This window comes from Citrobacter sp. 506, assembly GCF_050434985.1.
In the GTDB taxonomy this organism is placed as follows: Bacteria; Pseudomonadota; Gammaproteobacteria; order Enterobacterales; family Enterobacteriaceae; genus Citrobacter; species Citrobacter braakii.
Genome location: NZ_JBNDJN010000004.1, coordinates 299,884 through 321,295, shown reverse-complemented (window position 1 = coordinate 321,295; position 21,412 = coordinate 299,884). Strand labels below are relative to the sequence as shown.

Sequence of the window (21,412 nt, the reverse complement as noted above, 5' to 3'; positions counted from 1 at the left end):
CAATACGTAAATGTGTGCATTAGCGCCCATGCATATGTGCATATGCCCAAAACATTATTTAAATAACGCATGTTTAATGAGCGCTTGCACAATGATTAACGTGGCGCTGCTGATTATACTAAATCACGGTTTCATAGCGTCTGATAAATTATTATGCATTCTTATTATCAGTAATTTATCACCAGGAATATCTACCCAATAATAATAAAAATTTAATGTACCCGAGGTAATTAGAATGATTCTGGATACAGTTGTCGAGAAAAAGAAAGGCACGCACACCCGTTACTTAATATTGTTGATAATATTTATCGTTACAGCCGTTAACTATGCGGACCGTGCAACGCTGTCAATTGCCGGCACGGAAGTGGCGAAAGAGTTACAGCTCAGTGCCATCTCAATGGGGTACATTTTCTCCGCTTTCGGCTGGGCTTACCTGTTAATGCAAATCCCCGGCGGCTGGCTGCTGGATAAGTTCGGTTCAAAGAAAGTCTATACCTACAGCCTGTTCTTCTGGTCGCTGTTTACCTTCCTGCAGGGCTTTGTCGACATGTTCCCGCTGGCCTGGGCGGGTATTTCAATGTTCATCATGCGCTTTATGCTGGGCTTCTCGGAAGCGCCGTCCTTCCCGGCGAATGCCCGGATCGTGGCGGCCTGGTTCCCGACGAAAGAGCGCGGTACTGCGTCCGCAATTTTTAACTCCGCACAGTATTTCTCTCTGGCGCTGTTTTCACCGCTGCTGGGCTGGCTGACCTTCGCCTGGGGCTGGGAACATGTCTTTACCGTGATGGGCGTGATTGGTTTTGTGCTCACCGGACTGTGGGTAAAGTTTATTCATAACCCAACCGATCACCCGCGTATGTCGCAAGAAGAGCTGAAGTTTATCTCTGAAAACGGCGCGGTCGTGGATATGGACCATAAAAAGCCGGGTGATGTGAAGTCAGGCGGTCCTAAACTGCATTATATCAAGCAGTTGCTCACTAACCGTATGATGCTCGGCGTGTTCTTCGGACAGTATTTTATCAACACAATTACCTGGTTTTTCCTCACCTGGTTCCCGATTTACTTGGTACAGGAAAAAGGCATGTCGATCCTGAAAGTGGGCCTGGTGGCTTCGATTCCTGCGCTGTGCGGATTTGCCGGTGGCGTACTCGGCGGCGTGTTCTCTGATTATCTGATTAAACGTGGCTTCAGCATCACTCTGGCACGTAAGCTGCCGATTGTGCTCGGAATGCTGCTCGCCTCGACCATTATTCTGTGTAACTACACTGATAACACCACCCTGGTGGTGGCGCTGATGGCGCTGGCGTTCTTCGGTAAAGGCTTCGGGGCGCTGGGGTGGCCGGTGATTTCCGATACTGCGCCGAAAGAGATTGTCGGTCTGTGCGGTGGGGTATTTAACGTATTTGGCAATGTGGCTTCCATCGTCACCCCGCTGGTGATTGGGTATCTGGTGAGCGAGCTGCACTCATTTAATGCTGCGCTGATGTTTGTAGGGTGTTCGGCGCTGATGGCAATGGTTTGCTACCTGTTTATTGTCGGTGACATTAAACGTATGGAATTGCAGAAATAAACAAAGGTGTAAGCGATGAATAACACGATTTTTCCGAATAAGTTTAAAGCGGCTCTCGCGGCGCAACAGATTCAGATTGGCTGCTGGTCTGCATTAGCCAGCCCAATCAGTACCGAAGTTTTAGGCCTGGCGGGTTTTGACTGGCTGGTGCTGGACGGCGAACACGCGCCGAACGACATATCGACGTTTATCCCGCAATTGATGGCGCTGAAAGGCAGCGCCAGCGCGCCGGTAGTGCGCGTACCGACCAACGAGCCGGTAATTATCAAACGCCTGCTGGATATCGGATTTTACAACTTCCTGATCCCGTTCGTGGAGACGGAAGAAGAGGCGGTGAACGCCGTGGCGTCGACCCGCTATCCGCCGGAAGGTATTCGCGGCGTGTCCGTATCCCATCGCGCCAATATGTTTGGCACCGTACCGGACTATTTTGCGCAGTCGAATAAGAACATCACCATCATCGTGCAGATCGAAAGTCAGCAGGGCGTCGATAACGTTGACGCAATCGCGGCGACAGAAGGCGTCGACGGGGTCTTCGTCGGCCCAAGCGATCTGGCTGCGGCGTTAGGCCACCTCGGCAATGCGTCACATCCTGATGTGCAGAAAGCTATTCAGCATATTTTTGCCCGCGCGAAAGCACACGGCAAACCAAGCGGCATTCTGGCCCCGGTAGAGGCGGATGCGCGTCGTTATCTGGAGTGGGGCGCGACGTTTGTTGCCGTTGGCAGCGATCTTGGCGTGTTCCGTTCAGCTACGCAAAAATTGGCTGATTCTTTTAAGAAATAACCCCCTCGACAGTAGAGAGAGATAAAGACATGACAATGAAAGTTGGTTTTATTGGCCTCGGTATTATGGGTAAACCAATGAGTAAAAACCTCCTCAAGGCAGGTTACTCGCTGGTGGTTGCTGACCGTAACCCGGAATCCATTGCGGAAGTGATTGCCGCAGGCGCAGAAACCGCCGCCACGGCGAAAGATATTGCCGAGCAGTGCGATGTGATCATCACCATGCTGCCGAATTCTCCGCATGTGAAAGAAGTGGCGCTGGGAGAGGGCGGCATTATTGAAGGGGCGAAACCGGGGACAGTGCTGATCGACATGAGCTCCATCGCGCCGTTAGCCAGCCGTGAAATCAGCGACGCGCTGAAAGCGAAAGGCGTGGATATGCTGGACGCGCCGGTAAGCGGCGGCGAACCGAAAGCTATCGACGGTACTCTGTCGGTGATGGTTGGCGGTGATAAAGCGATTTTTGACAAATATTACGATCTGATGAAGGCGATGGCAGGTTCCGTGGTACATACTGGTGACATCGGCGCGGGTAACGTCACCAAGCTGGCGAATCAGGTGATTGTGGCGCTGAACATTGCGGCGATGTCCGAAGCGCTGACGCTGGCAACCAAAGCGGGCGTAAACCCGGATCTGGTGTATCAGGCGATTCGTGGTGGGCTGGCGGGAAGCACCGTACTGGATGCGAAAGCGCCAATGGTTATGGACAGAAACTTTAAGCCGGGTTTCCGTATCGACCTGCATATTAAAGATCTGGCGAACGCGCTGGATACCTCTCATGGCGTTGGCGCTCAGTTACCGCTGACTGCTGCAGTCATGGAGATGATGCAGGCGCTACGCGCTGATGGGCTGGGCACCGCCGATCATAGCGCACTCGCATGCTACTACGAAAAACTGGCGAAAGTGGAAGTCACTCGCTAACAAGAAGGGCGCGGATGCGCGCCCTGTATTTCTTGCCTTGCGCGGCACTGTCAGGCTACATAACTATGAAAATCGTAATTGCCCCAGACTCTTATAAAGAAAGCCTTTCTGCCACCGAGGTAGCTCAGGCAATAGAAAAAGGATTTCGGGAAATTTTCCCCGATGCGCAATATGTTTCTGTCCCGGTTGCCGATGGTGGTGAAGGAACGGTCGAAGCCATGATTGCCGCTACGCAGGGGAGTGAACATTCAGCGTGGGTGACAGGGCCGCTGGGCGAAAAAGTGAATGCCTGCTGGGGCATGTCTGGAGATGGTAAAACCGCGTTTATCGAAATGGCGGCAGCCAGCGGTCTGGCGTTGGTTCCACCTGAAAAGCGTAACCCGTTAGTCACCACGTCGCGTGGCACCGGGGAGTTGATTTTGCAGGCGCTGGATAGCGGTGCGCAGAGCATCATTATTGGTATTGGCGGTAGTGCGACCAACGACGGCGGCGCGGGTATGGTGCAGGCGCTGGGGGCGAAACTCTGCGACGCCAACGGGACAGAGATTGGCAGCGGTGGTGGAAGCCTGGGGAGTCTGAACACCATCGATATATCGGGCCTGGATCCGCGCTTAAAAAACTGCTCAATTCGCGTGGCCTGCGATGTGACCAATCCACTCACCGGTGATACTGGCGCTTCGCGCATTTTTGGCCCGCAGAAAGGGGCGACGGAAGAACGTATTATCGAACTGGACCGCAATCTGTCTCACTATGCCGACATCATTAAAAAATCGCTGCGGGTTGATGTGAAAGACGTTCCTGGCTCTGGTGCGGCTGGCGGAATGGGTGCCGCATTAATGGCTTTTTTAGGTGCGGAGCTGCGCAGTGGTATTGAGATTGTGACCCAGGCGCTCAATCTGGAAGAGCATATTCATGACTGTACGCTGGTGGTGACCGGAGAAGGGCGGATTGACAGCCAGAGCATTCACGGCAAAGTGCCGGTGGGTGTGGCGAATGTCGCGAAGAAGTACCACAAGCCGGTAATTGGTATTGGCGGCAGCCTGACGCGCGATGTGGAGGTGGTGCATCAATATGGTATCGATGCGGTGTTTAGCGTATTAACCACCATCAGCACGCTGGAAGAGGCCTTTCGTGGGGCATTTGATAATATTTATCGCGCTTCAAGAAACATCGCCGCCACGTTGGCGATAGGAATGCACAGTGCGGGGTGACAATGCCCCGCAAACCCTCTATACTGCGCGCCGAAGCTGACCAGACAGTCGCCGCTTCGTCGTCGTCCTCTTCGGGGGAGACGGGCGGAGGGGAGGAAAGTCCGGGCTCCATAGGGCAGGGTGCCAGGTAACGCCTGGGGGGGAAACCCACGACCAGTGCAACAGAGAGCAAACCGCCGATGGCCCACGCAAGTGGGATCAGGTAAGGGTGAAAGGGTGCGGTAAGAGCGCACCGCGCGGCTGGTAACAGTCCGTGGCACGGTAAACTCCACCCGGAGCAAGGCCAAATAGGGGTTCACAAGGTACGGCCCGTACTGAACCCGGGTAGGCTGCTTGAGCCAGTGAGCGATTGCTGGCCTAGATGAATGACTGTCCACGACAGAACCCGGCTTATCGGTCAGCTTCACCTCTTTAAAAACAATACGTTGGTGTATCTCAGACGCTCAGAAGCTGACATGGGATACACCAACGGTTGCAACATCCCTCATACGCTCCGCCGCAACGACATTTACCTACGTCACGAAGTCAAAAAAATGTGCAGCGATTAAAACATTCGACAGTTCACAAGCCGAATGAATATCAGCGAATTATTCACAACAATAAATATTGTGGAACACAGTTTCATTTTGAGGAAAAACCACTTCTGAAATATGAATGTTATTCGTACAATGGCCGTTCTGGAAGAAATGAATAACAAGCAAAAGGACTTATGGCAAAGGGATACATTCTACACATGTACGATCCCACCACCTGTGGTGGTAAGGTTCTGGAGGGAGCGCCAAACAGACGAACCAACGGCACGCCAGTAGCCCGTATGGGCGACAAGGTAACGTGTGGTAAAGACGACAATACTTATCACATTATTGGTGGAATATCATGGATAACCACCGAGGGGCGTCTGGTTGCGGGTAGTCTGGACAGTTTCAGCAGTTGCCCTTGCAAGGCAAAAATTATTCCGCAAATAATGGTGCAAACCTACGAAACACGCAGAGGGGCTGGAACCAGAACATCGAACACAGCAATGGGTGCAGTTGTACCGAGTTCATCCTCCCCGTCATCTTCCGCCATTGTTGCGCCATTGCCTGTTGCTGTTTACGCGAAATCCTGTCTTCGTGGTGAAGGCTGCACCGATGCTGGTACAGAGCAAGAGCGACTCGATAATTTTGGTCATGCAGGCTATTACCGTGCTGCGCCTCAGACAGAACAAACCAAGGAAGAGCCTGTTCAGCACGCGCAGGTAGCAAAGAAACACAAACCAGACGAACCAACCCCACCACTGGAAGATAATCCCCCCTGGTACAAACGTCTCTTCAACTCACCGGACACAACCAAAGCCGCAGCGGCGGCAGGAATAGCGACAACGACCGGGATAACTACGGGTGCAGCGACCGAAGCCGGATATACAGCATTGCAAAAAATCGGGGGAAATCTTTCTGCTGCTGGCCGTTGGATAGTCCCCAACCCCACCACCGTTTTTCTGTTTGGCATATTCTACTCGCCAAAACTCAACAGCGGCGAACAGGACTACATCGATAAAATGCGGCTTGAGCAGGCCGCACGGAATAAAGAAGATGTTCCAACGCGCGTTCGCTTTCGCTGGGAAGCAGAGCAAAACGGGATGATAAGGCCGAAAGGTTTTCATGTCAGCGCCGGAGGTGGGCAGGACAAAGTTCCGGTTCGAATGCTTCAGAAGAACAGTACCACCGGGAACTATGAGTTCTGGGAGGATGGCGCAAGTAAGCCAACGATTGTTTGGACACCAGACGATCCTGGGTATGAATCTCCTTCCAATACCGGGAATCGGGACAATGTATACGTCCCTCCGAGTGTGCTGGTTTACCCTGAAAGTGAAATCAACAGCCCGTGGTCAACAGAAACGCCAGCACCGGGAGAACGCCCATTCAGGGATTATATTCTGGTACACCCTGCCGGGACGTTTGACCCGATTTATGTTTATATTCGCAATCTGCCAGGGCAAGTCACAGGCAAGGGGCAAAAGATTTCTGGCACCTGGTTAGCTGATGCGGGTCAGGGTAACGGTTCGCCTATCCCGTCTCAGATTGCTGACAAACTGCGTGGACGCACCTTCTCCAATTTTGACGACTTCAGGCAGGCTTTCTGGCTGGAGGTTTCAAAAGATCCAGAACTGAGCCGACAATTTAGGTCTAATAACTTGACACATATCCAGAAAGGAAACTCCCCATTTACCAGGGAACAAGATTCTGTCGGAGGCCGAGAGCGTTACGAGTTGCACCATATCACCCCGATAAGCCAAGGAGGTGAAGTGTACAATGTAGATAACATGGGAGTAACTACGTCAAAACGCCATATTGAAATTCATTCATCAGCTAAAGGGGAATAAAGTGTTTGATCAGAAATCCATTTCAGACTACACGGAAAGAGAGTTTTTAGAATTAGTGCGTAAAATTTGCTTAGCCGATACTGAAACTGAGGAGGAAGGAAACAAGCTGGTAAGAGAATTCAGAAGGTTGGCTGAGCACCCCGCTGGATCTGACCTTATCTTCTACCCTGAAGACGGGCAGGATGATAGCCCCGAGGGTGTAGTCCAACAGGTCAAAATGTGGCGTAAAGCCAATGGCAAGCCCGGTTTTCGCGATGAGTAAATCCTTATTGCGAGTGAATGGCTGGGCTTTGTTCCGGCCTTTATTTTGTCTGATAACCTGCTTTATTTGTCTCCCAAAGAGTGATATGTATCACCTTCAAATACCGGTAATCAAGACCACCTATACGTCCCTCCGAACGCGTTGGTTTACCCTGAAAGTGAAATCAACAGCCCGTGTCAACGGAAACGCCAGCACCGGGAGAACGCCCATTCAGGGATTATATTCTGGTACACCCTGCCGGGAAGTTTGACCCGATTTATGTTTATCTGAATGCAGATCATAAGTATCACGTGGCTCCACGTGGTAAACCGCCATTACCCGCATTTCCGGACGCTAAAACGGCGAAGAAAAGAACACCAGTAAAAGGTGGGGGAACGTTACGTTCAAGATGGAAGGATTCTAAAGGGCGTATTTTTGAGTGGGATTCACAGCACGGTACAGTTGAAATGTATGATCGCTCAGGTCGTAACCATCTCGGGGAATTTGATCCTGTATCAGGGGTGCAGACGAAACCAGCAGATCCAACAAGAAGGGTAGAAAAATGACAATTATTTATACTGTTGATGCATTTGATCGTGTAGATGAGCTACTTATTTTTGAGGTTGAAGTGCCTAAAGAAAAACTTCCTGAAGTTAGCCACGTTATGGAGTGGAGTGAAGAAGACTATAACGACTTTGTTGCTGGGCTTGGGGGATGGAATCTAACCGAACAAAAAGTTAGAGCCATTGAAAGGATTTTAGGTAAAGAATTCTACCAGGACGATCTTGACTACCAGATTTCAGGTGGCGAGGTTTGAAAATGATGGATCTGGCACACTCTTGCCCTTGCTGTGGAAAATATGAATTTCCCGAAGAAGGGAGCTATGAGATTTGCCCCGTTTGCACATGGGAAGATGATCCTATTCAAACAGAAGAGCCTGACTACAAAGGGGGAGCAAATGTTATGAGTTTGAACGAAGCGCGTGAAGCATTCCGACAAGGCCGCAAAGTAAGTTAACATTGCCTCGAGCATGAATATGTAGATTCCATCGGCTGGGCTTTGTCCTGGCCTTTCTTTGTTGTAGTTGGTTCACCACGAATCAGGCCTTTATTTCCCATTCATCTCATCGTTATTTGACCTTTATTTACGCGCTGAACTTCTTTTATCTAAGGCAATGTCTTGCGGGATATTTCATTTTTTGTGATGACTAGCACAAAACGCTGCGCGATACGTTTTTATCGAGAATAATCGAACGCAATCGATCGCCATCACAAAATTACTGGCTGATAAATCGTACAAAACCACTGTTAATGTAATGTTGCATTTGATAGTGCTTTGTGTGTTTTGGTTTAAATATTAATAAATGCAATGTTTCTTTACAAACAAATAAGGCTAAAAAACGTGATGCATAACGTTATTTGACCACTATAAACGATAAAATATAATTATATTTGATAAGTTGCTTATTAAATTTAAGCGCTGTTTTGCCTGGTAATTACTCTGTAATTGATTGAAATATAGCCTTTCGTGGTTTTAAGAAATAGCAGGAGAAATGGTGTTGTTATAGCCATAAAAAATCGTTATCCCCCCATCTTTTTTTGATTAAAGTCAGGATAAAGTGAGATCGATATTTCATATCTATATGATTATTAAGTGATTTCAATTTAAATAATAGTCTTACAAAATGTAAGTCAAGGGGATTTGTGAGTGGTAGCACATATCCTCGTTCGCTTAATTTGGTACACTTCCTGCCGTCAACAAAGTAATTAGCGCAGGTCGATATGAATACTATTACACTCCCTAAAACACAGCACTTAGTGGTCTTTCAGGAAGTCATTAGAAGTGGTTCTATCGGCTCAGCTGCAAAAGAATTAGGTTTAACTCAACCGGCTGTCAGCAAAATCATTAATGATGTAGAAGCTTATTTCGGTATTGAGTTAGTCGTACGCAAAAATACTGGTGTGACTTTAACTCAGGCAGGTCAGGTTATGCTCTCATGGTCTGAATCTATTACCCGTGAAATGAAGAACATGGTTGATGAGATGAACAGCATGACGAGCAATGCGGTCGTTGATGTGTCGTTTGGCTTTCCTTCACTGATTGCCTTCACCATCATGTCCGGCATGATTAAAAAATTCAAAGAAGTGTTCCCGAAAGCGCAGGTTTCCATGTATGAAGCTCAGCTCTCCTCGTTCTTACCTGCGATTCGTGACGGGCGTCTGGACTTCGCGATCGGTACGCTGAGTGATGAGATGAAACTGCACGATCTGCATGTTGAACCGCTCTTTGAGTCAGACTTCATCCTGGTTGCCAGCAAGTCCCGAACATGCACCGGCATCACCTCGCTGAGCGCGTTGAAAAACGAACAGTGGGTGTTGCCACAAACGAATATGGGGTACTACAGTGAACTTCTAACCACGTTACAAAATAATGGCATCAGCAGTGAAAACATCGTTAAAACAGACTCCGTCGTTACGATTTATAATCTTGTTCTCAATGCTGATTTCTTAACAGTAATTCCCTGCGATATGACCACACCATTTGGCTCAAACCAGTTTATTACTATCCCGGTAGAAGAAACCTTACCCGTCGCGCGTTATGCCGCCGTATGGTCGAAAAATTATCGAATTAAAAAAGCAGCATCTATTTTGGTGGAATTAGCCAAAGAGTATTCATCATATAATTGTCGGAGACGAAGGCAATTAATTGAAATTGACTAAAGATTGAATTTGTTTTAACACGAAATCAACGCCATCTGTCTATTTCTGACAATGGTCACGGCTATCTATTTACTTTAATACCCTAGTAAGAGGTTCTAATGCACATTACATACGATCTCCCAGTTGCAATTGAAGATATCCTCGAAGCGAAAAAAAGACTGGCGGGGAAAATTTATAAAACGGGAATGCCTCGCTCTAACTATTTTAGTGAACGTTGCAAAGGGGAAATTTTCCTCAAGTTTGAAAATATGCAGCGTACCGGTTCATTTAAAATCCGTGGTGCGTTTAACAAGCTCAGTTCATTAACCGAAGCTGAAAGATGTAAGGGCGTGGTGGCTTGCTCTGCAGGTAACCATGCGCAAGGGGTTTCTCTCTCCTGCGCCATGCTCGGAATCGACGGCAAAGTGGTCATGCCGAAAGGCGCGCCGAAGTCTAAAGTTGCTGCAACCTGCGATTATTCCGCAGAGGTTGTGCTGCACGGCGACAACTTCAACGACACCATCGCTAAGGTTAGCGAGATTGTGGAAACTGAAGGCCGTATCTTTATTCCACCCTATGATGACCCGAAAGTGATTGCTGGTCAGGGCACTATTGGTCTGGAAATTCTGGAAGATCTGTACGATGTCGATAACGTGATTGTGCCAATTGGCGGTGGCGGACTGATTGCTGGTATTGCAGTGGCAATTAAATCTATTAACCCGACTATTAAAATTATTGGCGTACAGTCTGAAAATGTTCATGGCATGGCGGCTTCTTTCCACGCTGGAGAAATAACCACGCACCGAACGACCGGCACCCTGGCGGATGGTTGTGACGTTTCCCGCCCGGGTACTTTAACGTATGAAATTGTTCGTGAGTTGGTGGATGACATTGTCCTGGTCAGCGAAGATGAAATTCGCAACAGCATGGTGGCATTAATTCAGCGAAATAAAGTTGTGACTGAAGGTGCCGGCGCGCTGGCTTGCGCAGCATTATTAAGCGGGAAATTAGATAGCTATATCCAGAACAGAAAAACAGTCAGCATTATTTCTGGCGGTAATATCGACCTTTCTCGTGTATCTCAAATTACTGGTTTAGTTGACGCTTAATATACTTCGTTGAGGATAGGATATGAGTACTACTGATAGCATTGTATCCAGCCAGACAAAACAGTCGTCCTGGCGCAAATCGGACACCACCTGGACACTGGGTTTATTTGGTACAGCCATCGGCGCCGGGGTGCTGTTCTTCCCTATCCGCGCAGGTTTTGGCGGACTGATCCCCATTCTGATAATGCTGGTGTTAGCATACCCCATCGCCTTCTATTGCCACCGTGCGCTGGCACGCCTGTGTCTTTCCGGTTCTAACCCTTCCGGTAACATCACAGAAACGGTTGAAGAGCACTTTGGTAAAACGGGCGGCGTGGTTATCACGTTCCTCTACTTCTTTGCAATTTGTCCGCTGCTGTGGATTTATGGCGTCACCATTACCAACACCTTTATGACCTTTTGGGAAAACCAGTTGCAGATGCCAGCGTTAAACCGTGGCTTCGTGGCACTGTTCCTGCTGCTGTTGATGGCATTCGTCATCTGGTTTGGTAAGGATCTGATGGTTAAAGTGATGAGCTACCTGGTATGGCCGTTTATTGCCAGCCTGGTGCTGATCTCTCTGTCTCTGATTCCTTACTGGAACTCTGCGGTTATCGATCAGGTTGATCTCAGCAATATCGCTCTGACTGGCCATGACGGCATCCTGGTTACCGTGTGGCTGGGTATTTCCATCATGGTGTTCTCTTTCAACTTCTCACCAATCGTTTCTTCCTTCGTGGTCTCTAAACGTGAAGAGTATGAGAAAGATTACGGTCGCGAATTTACCGAGCAGAAATGTTCAAAAATCATCTCCCGCGCCAGTATGCTGATGGTTGCCGTGGTGATGTTCTTTGCCTTTAGCTGCCTGTTCACGCTCTCTCCGGCAAACATGGCGGATGCGAAAGCGCAGAACATTCCAGTACTGTCTTACCTGGCGAACCACTTCGCTTCACTGTCCGGTTCGAAGTCCACCTTCGCGACCGTTCTGGAGTACGGCGCTTCAATCATCGCACTGGTAGCTATCTTCAAATCTTTCTTCGGCCACTACCTGGGCACGCTGGAAGGTCTGAACGGTCTGGTGCTGAAGTTTGGTTACAAAGGCGATAAAACTAAGGTTTCCGCTGGCAAACTTAATACCATCAGCATGATCTTCATCATGGGCTCCACCTGGGTTGTGGCTTACGCCAACCCGAACATCCTGGACCTGATTGAAGCAATGGGCGCGCCGATTATTGCCTCTCTGCTCTGCCTGCTGCCGATGTATGCCATCCGTAAAGCGCCGTCACTGGCGAAATACCGTGGCCGTCTGGATAACGTGTTTGTTACCGTGATTGGTCTGCTGACTATCCTGAACATTGTCTACAAACTGTTTTAATCCTTAAGCTCAGGATGAGCGGAGTAGTGAAATGAATGAGTTTCCGGTAGTACTGGTTATTAACTGTGGTTCGTCTTCCATTAAATTCTCAGTGCTGGATGCAGCGAACTGTGAAGTTTTAATGGCGGGAATCGCGGACGGTATTAACTCTGAAAATGCGTTCATAGCAATTAATGGAGGAGAGCCAGCTAAGCTGGCTCACCACAGCTACGAAGACGCATTAAAAGCAATCGCCGTTGAACTGGAAAAACGTAATTTAATGGACAGCGTGGCCTTAATTGGCCACCGCATTGCCCACGGTGGAAATATCTTTACCGAATCAGCAATTATTACTGACGACGTTATCGATAATATTCGCCGGGTATCGCCTTTAGCACCGTTACATAATTATGCGAACCTCAGTGGGATTGAATCCGCACAGCACCTTTTCCCAGGCGTGCAGCAGGTTGCGGTATTTGATACCAGCTTCCACCAGACGATGGCCCCAGAGGCCTATCTTTACGGTCTACCGTGGAAATATTTTGAGGAGTTAGGCGTTCGTCGTTATGGCTTCCACGGTACGTCGCACCGCTATGTATCTCAGCGAGCGCATGAGCTTCTTGAGCTGCAGAGTGATGACTCCGGTCTGGTTGTGGCTCACCTGGGGAACGGCGCGTCAATCTGCGCGGTGCGTAACGGGCAGAGCGTTGATACCTCAATGGGCATGACGCCGTTGGAAGGACTGATGATGGGCACACGCAGCGGTGACGTCGATTTCGGCGCCATGGCGTGGATTGCCAGCGAAACCAACCAGACGCTGAGCGACCTTGAGCGCGTTGTGAATAAAGAGTCCGGTTTACTGGGTATTTCCGGTTTGTCCTCTGACTTACGTACGTTAGAAAAAGCCTGGCACGAGGGACATGAGCGTGCGCAGCTGGCGATTAAAACGTTTGTGCATCGTATCGCGCGCCATATCGCCGGACATGCCGCTTCGCTGCATCGTCTTGATGGGATTATTTTCACCGGTGGAATAGGTGAGAACTCGGTATTAATTCGTCGTCTGGTTATCGAGCATCTCGCCGTTTTAGGGGTGAATATCGACAGCGAGATGAATAGCCTGCCAAATTCCCATGGCGAAAGAATTATCTCTAATAAAGATGCTCGTGTTATTTGTGCGGTTATTCCCACAAATGAAGAGAAAATGATTGCGCGTGATGCCATTGCGTTAGGCAAAATTAATATACCAGTAGAATTTGCATAATTAATTTTCAGCAGAGAGATTATTTTTCATGAAGGTAAATATCGATACCAGCGATATGCTGTATGCCGAAGCCTGGAATGGCTTTAAAGGTACGGACTGGAAAGAAGAAATTAATGTCCGTGATTTTATTCAGCACAACTATACGCCTTATGAAGGGGATGAATCTTTCCTCGCCGAAGCAACGCCAGCGACCACTGCATTGTGGGAAAAAGTCATGGCGGGCATCCGTATTGAAAACTCGACGCACGCGCCGGTTGATTTCGATACCAATATTGCCACCACGATAACCGCACATGATGCGGGTTATATTGAACAAGAACTGGAAAAAATCGTTGGTCTGCAAACAGATAAGCCGCTCAAGCGTGCTCTGCATCCGTTTGGCGGCATCAACATGATCAAAAGCTCTTTTGATGCTTATGGTCGTGAGATGGATGCTGATTTTGAATACCAGTTTACTGAACTGCGTAAAACCCATAACCAGGGCGTATTCGACGCCTACTCTCCGGATATGCTACGCTGCCGTAAATCCGGCGTGCTGACCGGTCTGCCGGATGGCTATGGCCGTGGTCGTATCATCGGCGACTATCGCCGCGTCGCGCTGTACGGTATCCGCTACCTGGTACGCGAGCGTGAACTGCAGTTTGCCGATCTCCAGTCGAACCTGGAGTGGGGCCAGAATCTTGAAGCCACGATTCGCCTGCGCGAAGAGCTGTCTGAGCACCGTCGCGCCCTGCTGCAGATGCAGGAAATGGCAGCGAAGTACGGCTGCGATATCTCCCGTCCGGCGCGTAATGCGCAGGAAGCGGTGCAGTGGGTTTACTTTGCTTACCTGGCTGCGGTGAAATCTCAGAACGGCGGCGCAATGTCGCTGGGCCGTACCGCATCGTTCCTCGACATCTACATTGAGCGCGATTTTAAAGCGGGAATCTTAAACGAGCAGCAGGCGCAGGAGCTGATCGACCACTTCATTATGAAGATCCGTATGGTGCGCTTCCTGCGCACGCCGGAATTCGACACCCTGTTCTCAGGCGACCCTATCTGGGCGACTGAAGTTATCGGCGGCATGGGGCTGGATGGCCGCACGCTGGTGACGAAAAACTCGTTCCGCTACTTGCATACGCTGCACACCATGGGACCGGCGCCTGAGCCGAACCTGACGGTGCTGTGGTCTGAAGCGCTGCCGATTGCCTTCAAAAAGTACGCCGCCCAGGTGTCTATCATCACCTCGTCTTTGCAGTATGAAAACGACGATTTGATGCGTGCCGACTTTGACAGCGATGACTATGCCATTGCCTGCTGCGTAAGCCCGATGGTTATCGGCAAACAAATGCAGTTCTTCGGTGCGCGTGCCAACCTCGCCAAAACGTTGCTGTACGCAATCAACGGCGGCGTGGATGAGAAGCTGAAAATTCAGGTTGGGCCGAAAACGGCACCGCTGATGGATGACGTGCTGGATTACGATACGGTGATGGAGAGCCTGGACCACTTTATGGACTGGCTGGCCGTGCAGTACATCAGCGCGCTGAACATCATCCACTATATGCACGACAAGTACAGCTATGAAGCTTCGCTGATGGCGCTGCACGATCGTGATGTCTATCGCACGATGGCTTGTGGTATGGCGGGTCTGTCCGTGGCGGCGGATTCTCTGTCGGCTATCAAATACGCCCGCGTGAAACCGATTCGTGATGAAAACGGTCTGGCTGTCGATTTCGAAATCGAAGGCGACTATCCGCAATACGGCAACAACGACGAGCGAGTAGACAGCATTGCTTGCGACCTGGTCGAACGTTTCATGAAGAAAATTAAGGTGTTGCCAACCTACCGTAACGCGGTGCCGACGCAGTCCATCCTGACCATCACCTCCAACGTGGTGTACGGACAGAAAACCGGTAACACACCGGACGGACGTCGCGCAGGTACGCCGTTTGCGCCGGGGGCTAACCCGATGCACGGTCGCGATCGTAAGGGCGCGGTTGCGTCATTAACCTCGGTGGCCAAACTGCCGTTTACCTATGCCAAAGACGGTATCTCGTACACCTTCTCCATTGTGCCGGCTGCACTGGGCAAAGAAGATGGGGTGCGTAAAACCAACCTGGTTGGTCTGCTGGACGGTTACTTCCACCATGAAGCACATGTGGAAGGTGGGCAGCATCTGAACGTTAACGTTATGAACCGTGAAATGTTGATGGATGCCATTGAGCACCCGGAAAACTATCCGAACCTGACGATCCGCGTGTCTGGCTATGCGGTGCGCTTCAACGCGTTGACCCGTGAACAGCAGCAGGATGTTATTTCACGTACTTTCACCCAGGCGCTCTGACGCCGGAGGGATTATGAGAAAAGTTATTGCAACCGAATGTGCGCCAGGGGCGATTGGGCCTTACGTACAGGGCGTGGATCTGGGCAGCATGGTGTTGACGTCAGGTCAAATCCCGGTGTGTCCACAGACCGGTGAAGTGGCAGAAAACGTGGCCGATCAGGCACGTCAAAGCCTGGAAAACGTGAAAGCGATCGTCGAGTCCGCAGGTTTGAAAGTGAGCGATATCGTGAAGACTACCGTTTTCGTATCCGACCTGAACGACTTCGCCACCATTAACCAGGTGTACCAGCAGTTCTTTGATGAGCATCAGGCTATCTACCCCACGCGCAGTTGCGTACAGGTCGCCCGCTTACCAAAGGATGTGAAGCTGGAGATTGAAGCCATCGCCGTACGTGGCGATACGCTGTAATCCCTTGCGGGGCGATCTCAGGATCGCCCCAATCCTTAATGAGTGTGAAACCTGGTCTTCACTGAACGGCAATCCGAGGGTGTGGATATGATTAGCGCATTCGATATTTTCAAGATTGGCATTGGACCTTCCAGCTCCCATACCGTGGGGCCAATGAACGCAGGTAAAAGCTTTATCGATCTGTTGGTCAGCAGCGGAGAACTCCCCAGAACCACGCATATTGTGGTCGATCTTTACGGATCGCTTTCCCTGACCGGGAAAGGTCATGCGACAGATGTCGCGATCATGATGGGGCTGGCCGGTAACAGTCCGCAAAACGTTAATATAGACTCAATCGCTGGTTTTACTCAGGAAGTGGCCCGTACCGGACGTTTGCCGGTTGCTGAGGGCACGCATGTTGTCGATTTCTCTCCAGATGAAAATATTCTCTTTCATACCGAAACGCTGCCACGCCATGAAAATGGCATGCGTATCACCGCGTGGAACAGCACCGAGAGGCTATTAAGCAAAACCTATTACTCCGTCGGCGGTGGTTTTATCATTGAAGAGGAGCAATTTGGGCAGGTGCATGATGTTGAAGCACACGTGCCCTACAATTTTCATTCCGCCAGCGAACTGCTGAAACTGTGCGAGCGCAATGGGCTGTCTGTTTCCGGCTTGATGATGCAAAACGAGCTGGCGATGCGCAGCAAAGAGGAAATCGATGCTGGCTTTGCCGCCATTTGGGACGTCATGCACGCCGGGATTGAGCGCGGCATGAACACCGAAGGCGTCCTGCCGGGGCCGCTTAACGTTCCGCGTCGCGCCGTGGCGTTACGTCGGTTGCTGGTTTCCAGCGATAATCTGTCCAGCGATCCGATGAACGTTATTGACTGGATCAACATGTTTGCGCTGGCCGTGAGCGAAGAAAACGCCGCCGGGTGCCGGGTTGTGACGGCGCCGACCAACGGTGCATGTGGGATTATTCCCGCCGTATTGGCCTATTACGACAAGTTCCGCCGTCCGGTGAATGCGAACTCCATTGCCCGCTATTTGCTGGCCGCGGGGGCGATAGGCGCGCTGTATAAGATGAACGCCTCTATTTCTGGTGCTGAGGTGGGCTGCCAGGGTGAGATTGGCGTAGCCTGTTCAATGGCGGCTGCCGGTCTGACAGAACTGCTGGGCGGTAGCCCGTCGCAGGTCTGTATCGCAGCGGAAATCGCCATGGAGCATAACCTGGGGCTGACCTGCGATCCGGTAGCCGGACAGGTGCAAATACCGTGCATTGAACGTAATGCGATCAACGCAGTAAAAGCCGTCAACGCCGCGCGCATGGCGCTACGTCGAACGTCAGAACCACGCGTTTCGCTCGATAAAGTGATCGAGACCATGTATGAAACGGGCAAAGATATGAACGACAAATACCGTGAAACCTCACGCGGTGGGCTGGCAATTAAAGTGGTTTGTACCTGAGGTAAAAGCCGTGCCTGGTCAGCGCAGCGCTATTCAGCAATAAATTAATCAATATGACCTGATAAAAAAGGTGCACGTTAGTGCGTAATGCTTGTCAGTTAACGAGGATGAGTGGCCGTAGCGATAATGGAAAGTGGCACATACGGAGGTAATGAATCTGTTGCCTCCGGCGTATTGCTACGTTCACCTTAGTGATATCACTTCTCTGAGACAATACGACCTGTGAACGTGTTAAGGGTACTATTGCCGTACCCTTAACAATCCCGGCTCCCGGCGGGAAAATTGCCGCTCCGCGGTCCCCTCCGTTTATTCCTCCAGGCTACCGGGCCGGGCGCGAGGTAGCGTCCCTGCAAAACGCGCCCTGAACCCGCATCCCTGCGGGTTCTCCCGGCCTTACGGAAACACGTCGGCAATTTTCAGCCGGACCAGCCCACACCTGACCCCCTGCGTTTTTTATCTGAACAGCAAAACAGAGTTCACTGGAAGTCAGTGCACCGTGCACGTTCACGGGTATCTGCGTTTCAGAAAAGTGATACCACTGAGGTGAACGGAACCCTGAGCCGAAATCACATGTTCTCCATAATGCTTAACTGACTGGCATTACATGTTAGTGCGCCTTTTTTGTTGTGATCGGCTTCAAATATAGAAATTAAATTCTTTATATGGAAATAAAAGAGAAAATATTTCTTAACTTTTAGAAATTACAGGGGTTTGTTTGTGAAGTTTTTCTCTGATCCTGCGCGTATGATTTCCTCATTACTCCAATAGCTCACCTGCACCGTAGTACTGCGTATCGCATTGAGGCAGTACGAAAAAAATATAAAAACCTCTACCTACACATTGAGCGGAAAATTATGGAAACGGCAACGAATAACAGCGTAATACTCGACGCATCTGCTCCGGCACGTCGGGCGGGAATGACCGAAAGTGAATGGCGTGAAGCCATTAAATTCGACAGCATGGACACCGGCTGGGTCATTATGAGTATCGGTATGGCAATTGGTGCGGGGATTGTTTTTCTTCCCGTCCAGGTGGGTTTGATGGGGCTGTGGGTGTTTTTGCTCTCCTCTATCATCGGCTACCCAGCCATGTATCTGTTCCAGCGTCTGTTTATTAATACGCTGGCTGAGTCCCCAGAGTGTAAAGACTACCCGAGCGTAATCAGCGGCTATCTGGGTAAGAACTGGGGCATCCTGTTAGGTGCGTTGTATTTTGTGATGCTGGTTATCTGGATGTTCGTCTATTCCACCGCCATCACCAACGATAGCGCCTCCTACCTGCATACTTTTGGCGTTACTGAAGGTTTACTGTCCGACAGCCCGTTCTATGGCCTGGTGCTGATTTGCATCCTGGTGGCTATCTCGTCCCGCGGGGAAAAACTGCTGTTTAAAATCTCCACCGGTATGGTACTGACCAAGCTGCTGGTGGTGGCGGCGCTTGGCGTGTCGATGGTTGGGATGTGGCATTTATATAACGTAGGTTCACTGCCGCCGATGGCGCTGCTGATCAAAAACGCGATTATCACGCTGCCGTTTACCCTGACCTCGATTCTGTTTATTCAGACCTTAAGCCCGATGGTTATCTCCTATCGTTCTCGCAATAAATCCATTGAAGTGGCACGCCATAAAGCCCTGCGAGCCATGAATATTGCGTTCGGTATTCTGTTTGTGACCGTCTTTTTCTACGCCGTTTCCTTCACGCTGGCGATGGGCCATGACGAAGCGGTTAAAGCTTATGAGCAGAACATTTCCGCTCTGGCGATTGCCGCGCAGTTTATCAGCGGCGCGGGTGCTGGCTGGGTGAAAATCGTCAGCGTTATTCTGAACATCTTTGCAGTAATGACCGCTTTCTTCGGCGTTTACTTAGGGTTCCGTGAAGCCACTCAAGGGATCGTGATGAACGTGCTGCGCCGCAAAATGCCAGCCGAGAAAATCAATGAGACCCTGGTTCAGCGCGGCATTATGGTTTTCGCTATCCTGCTGGCGTGGGGAGCCATTGTGCTCAATGCGCCGGTACTGAGCTTCACTTCTATTTGTAGCCCTATCTTCGGCATGGTGGGATGTCTGATCCCGGCCTGGTTGGTCTACAAAGTTCCTGCACTGCACAAATACAAAGGCGCTTCCCTGTATCTGATTATTGTCACGGGCCTGCTGCTGTGCGTTTCTCCGTTCCTGGCATTTTCCTGAGATATCTGAGCAAAGGTTGTTGTTATGTTTGAGACTACATTGAATCCATTATGGGATAGTTTTATCCGCGCGGTGCAGGAAGAAGTTAAGCCTGCGCTGGGCTGCACGGAACCTATCTCTCTGGCTCTGGCGGCAGCGGTCGCCTCCTCTGAGCTGGACGGCGCGGTTGAACGCATTGATGCGTGGGTCTCACCGAACCTGATGAAAAACGGCATGGGCGTTACCGTGCCAGGTACCGGAATGGTTGGGCTGCCTGTCGCGGCGGCACTGGGTGCGCTGGGGGGAAATGCCCACGCCGGTTTAGAGGTACTGAAAGACGCCTCGCCTCAAGCGATTGCCGATGCGAAAGCGATGCTTACCGCCGGGAAGGTCGCGGTGATGCTGCAGGAGCCATGCGAGGACATTCTCTTCTCCCGTGCGAAGGTTTATAGCGCTGAGGGATGGGCGTGCGTGACGATTGTTGGTGGTCATACCAACATTGTGCACATTGAGACCAATAAGGGCGTGGTGTTCACGACAGAACAGAACGCTCAGGAAGAGGAGCAGGAGTCACCGCTGGCGGTATTGTCCCACACGTCGCTGGAAGAGATTCTGGCGTTCGTGAACGCGGTACCGTTTGAGTCAATCCGCTTTATTCTCGATGCGGCGAAACTGAACGGTGCGCTGTCCCAGGAAGGGCTGCGCGGTAACTGGGGCTTGCACATCGGAACCACGCTTGAGAAGCAGTGCGCGCGTGGCCTGCTGGCGAACGATCTCTCCACCTCTATTCTGATCCGCACCAGTGCGGCATCGGATGCGCGAATGGGCGGGGCGACGCTTCCGGCAATGAGCAACTCGGGCTCTGGAAATCAGGGGATTACCGCGACCGTTCCGGTAATGGTGGTGGCTGAGCACTTTGGTGCGGATGAAGAGAAACTGGCGCGTGCGCTGATGTTGTCTCACCTGAGCGCTATCTACATCCATCATCAGCTTCCGCGTTTGTCTGCACTGTGTGCGGCAACCACGGCGGCGATGGGCGCCGCGGCGGGGATGGCGTGGATTGTTGATGGTCGCTACAACACTATCGCGATGGCAATCAGCAGCATGATTGGCGACGTGAGCGGAATGATTTGCGATGGCGCCTCAAACAGCTGCGCGATGAAAGTTTCAACCAGCGCATCTGCGGCGTGGAAAGCGGTGCTGATGGCGCTGGATGACACCGCAGTGACCGGCAATGAAGGGATTGTGGCGCACAACGTGGAGCAATCGATCACGAACCTGTGTGCGCTGGCGTGTCGCTCGATGCAGGAAACCGACAAGCAGATCATTGAGATCATGGCCAGTAAGGCACATTAATCTGCAGGCCGGGTAAGGCGGAATCGCCCCCGGCATAACTCTAAGCCGCCTTTTCAGGCGGCTTCTTCGTCTTCCAGCCGTAGCTCGGCATCCGCCACAATCGCTTCCAGCTCTGTCAGCATTTCTTCATAGCCGAAGGTCACAGTATCCTGTTTTTTCGGCTCAACCTGCGGCTGGCGTTTTTTTGATGATTTCTTGCTCAATAGTCGTACTCC

General features: G+C 50.7%; 19 protein-coding genes and 1 other RNA gene. 19 read left to right on the top strand and 1 reads right to left on the bottom strand.

What is annotated here, in order from left to right:
• The first annotated feature begins 235 nt into the window (after nucleotides 1–235).
• The 19 genes from garP (at nucleotide 236) to ABIE10_RS16965 (ending at nucleotide 21,197) form a co-directional block, all read left to right on the top strand.
• Entirely contained in the window at nucleotides 236–1,570 is a 1,335-nt protein-coding gene (gene garP, locus ABIE10_RS17055) for a galactarate/glucarate/glycerate transporter GarP (protein WP_003024898.1), read from the top strand.
• A gap of 15 nt (nucleotides 1,571–1,585) precedes the next feature.
• Entirely contained in the window at nucleotides 1,586–2,356 is a 771-nt protein-coding gene (garL, locus tag ABIE10_RS17050) for a 2-dehydro-3-deoxyglucarate aldolase (protein ID WP_005131731.1), read from the top strand.
• A gap of 29 nt (nucleotides 2,357–2,385) precedes the next feature.
• On the top strand, nucleotides 2,386–3,276 hold the full coding sequence (gene garR, locus ABIE10_RS17045) for a 2-hydroxy-3-oxopropionate reductase (protein WP_016154635.1): 891 nt from the start codon (nucleotides 2,386–2,388) through the stop codon (nucleotides 3,274–3,276).
• 65 nt (nucleotides 3,277–3,341) lie between these two features.
• Nucleotides 3,342–4,487, top strand: coding sequence for a glycerate 2-kinase (garK, locus tag ABIE10_RS17040; protein ID WP_429156378.1), 1,146 nt, complete (start codon nucleotides 3,342–3,344; stop codon nucleotides 4,485–4,487).
• Between the two features lie 32 nt (nucleotides 4,488–4,519).
• Nucleotides 4,520–4,896: RNase P RNA component class A (gene rnpB, locus ABIE10_RS17035), an RNA gene on the top strand.
• Between the two features lie 324 nt (nucleotides 4,897–5,220).
• A complete protein-coding gene (locus ABIE10_RS17030; RefSeq protein WP_429156377.1) occupies nucleotides 5,221–6,849 on the top strand; it encodes an S-type pyocin domain-containing protein in 1,629 nt (542 codons plus the stop codon).
• Nucleotide 6,850: 1 nt separating this feature from the next.
• The gene (locus ABIE10_RS17025) at nucleotides 6,851–7,111 is read left to right on the top strand and encodes a bacteriocin immunity protein (protein ID WP_200108100.1); all 261 of its coding nucleotides are present in this window, start codon (nucleotides 6,851–6,853) and stop codon (nucleotides 7,109–7,111) included.
• A gap of 173 nt (nucleotides 7,112–7,284) precedes the next feature.
• Complete coding sequence (locus ABIE10_RS17020; protein ID WP_429156375.1) at nucleotides 7,285–7,656, top strand: colicin E3/pyocin S6 family cytotoxin; 372 nt, start codon at nucleotides 7,285–7,287, stop codon at nucleotides 7,654–7,656.
• A complete protein-coding gene (locus ABIE10_RS17015) occupies nucleotides 7,653–7,907 on the top strand; it encodes a pyocin S6 family toxin immunity protein (RefSeq protein ID WP_047358510.1) in 255 nt (84 codons plus the stop codon). The genes ABIE10_RS17020 and ABIE10_RS17015 overlap by 4 nt, the downstream gene beginning before the upstream one ends.
• Nucleotides 7,908–7,912: 5 nt before the next feature.
• Nucleotides 7,913–8,107 (top strand): CPCC family cysteine-rich protein, encoded by a 195-nt coding sequence (locus ABIE10_RS17010; protein ID WP_142418147.1) that lies wholly within the window; start codon nucleotides 7,913–7,915, stop codon nucleotides 8,105–8,107.
• A gap of 764 nt (nucleotides 8,108–8,871) precedes the next feature.
• Nucleotides 8,872–9,810, top strand: coding sequence for a transcriptional regulator TdcA (tdcA, locus tag ABIE10_RS17005; RefSeq protein WP_003828596.1), 939 nt, complete (start codon nucleotides 8,872–8,874; stop codon nucleotides 9,808–9,810).
• A 98-nt stretch (nucleotides 9,811–9,908) separates the two neighbouring features.
• Entirely contained in the window at nucleotides 9,909–10,898 is a 990-nt protein-coding gene (tdcB, locus tag ABIE10_RS17000) for a bifunctional threonine ammonia-lyase/L-serine ammonia-lyase TdcB (protein ID WP_003828594.1), read from the top strand.
• A gap of 22 nt (nucleotides 10,899–10,920) precedes the next feature.
• On the top strand, nucleotides 10,921–12,252 hold the full coding sequence (gene tdcC, locus ABIE10_RS16995) for a threonine/serine transporter TdcC (RefSeq protein ID WP_016154633.1): 1,332 nt from the start codon (nucleotides 10,921–10,923) through the stop codon (nucleotides 12,250–12,252).
• 31 nt (nucleotides 12,253–12,283) lie between these two features.
• Nucleotides 12,284–13,492: a propionate kinase gene (gene tdcD, locus ABIE10_RS16990; protein WP_016154632.1), complete on the top strand. Its 1,209-nt coding sequence runs from the start codon at nucleotides 12,284–12,286 to the stop codon at nucleotides 13,490–13,492.
• A 28-nt stretch (nucleotides 13,493–13,520) separates the two neighbouring features.
• The gene (gene pflB / locus ABIE10_RS16985) at nucleotides 13,521–15,815 is read left to right on the top strand and encodes a formate C-acetyltransferase (RefSeq protein ID WP_016154631.1); all 2,295 of its coding nucleotides are present in this window, start codon (nucleotides 13,521–13,523) and stop codon (nucleotides 15,813–15,815) included.
• A gap of 13 nt (nucleotides 15,816–15,828) precedes the next feature.
• Nucleotides 15,829–16,224: an enamine/imine deaminase gene (locus ABIE10_RS16980; protein ID WP_016157544.1), complete on the top strand. Its 396-nt coding sequence runs from the start codon at nucleotides 15,829–15,831 to the stop codon at nucleotides 16,222–16,224.
• Nucleotides 16,225–16,311: 87 nt separating this feature from the next.
• A complete protein-coding gene (tdcG, locus tag ABIE10_RS16975) occupies nucleotides 16,312–17,676 on the top strand; it encodes an L-serine ammonia-lyase (RefSeq protein WP_103767075.1) in 1,365 nt (454 codons plus the stop codon).
• A gap of 854 nt (nucleotides 17,677–18,530) precedes the next feature.
• Complete coding sequence (locus tag ABIE10_RS16970; protein ID WP_016157542.1) at nucleotides 18,531–19,862, top strand: amino acid permease; 1,332 nt, start codon at nucleotides 18,531–18,533, stop codon at nucleotides 19,860–19,862.
• Between the two features lie 24 nt (nucleotides 19,863–19,886).
• Nucleotides 19,887–21,197, top strand: coding sequence for a serine dehydratase subunit alpha family protein (locus ABIE10_RS16965; protein ID WP_016154627.1), 1,311 nt, complete (start codon nucleotides 19,887–19,889; stop codon nucleotides 21,195–21,197).
• A 53-nt stretch (nucleotides 21,198–21,250) separates the two neighbouring features.
• On the opposite strand, the gene ABIE10_RS16960 is transcribed toward ABIE10_RS16965, so the two are convergent.
• Nucleotides 21,251–21,400: a hypothetical protein gene (locus ABIE10_RS16960; RefSeq protein WP_016157540.1), complete on the bottom strand. Its 150-nt coding sequence runs from the start codon at nucleotides 21,398–21,400 to the stop codon at nucleotides 21,251–21,253.
• Between the last annotated feature and the right edge of the window lie 12 nt (nucleotides 21,401–21,412).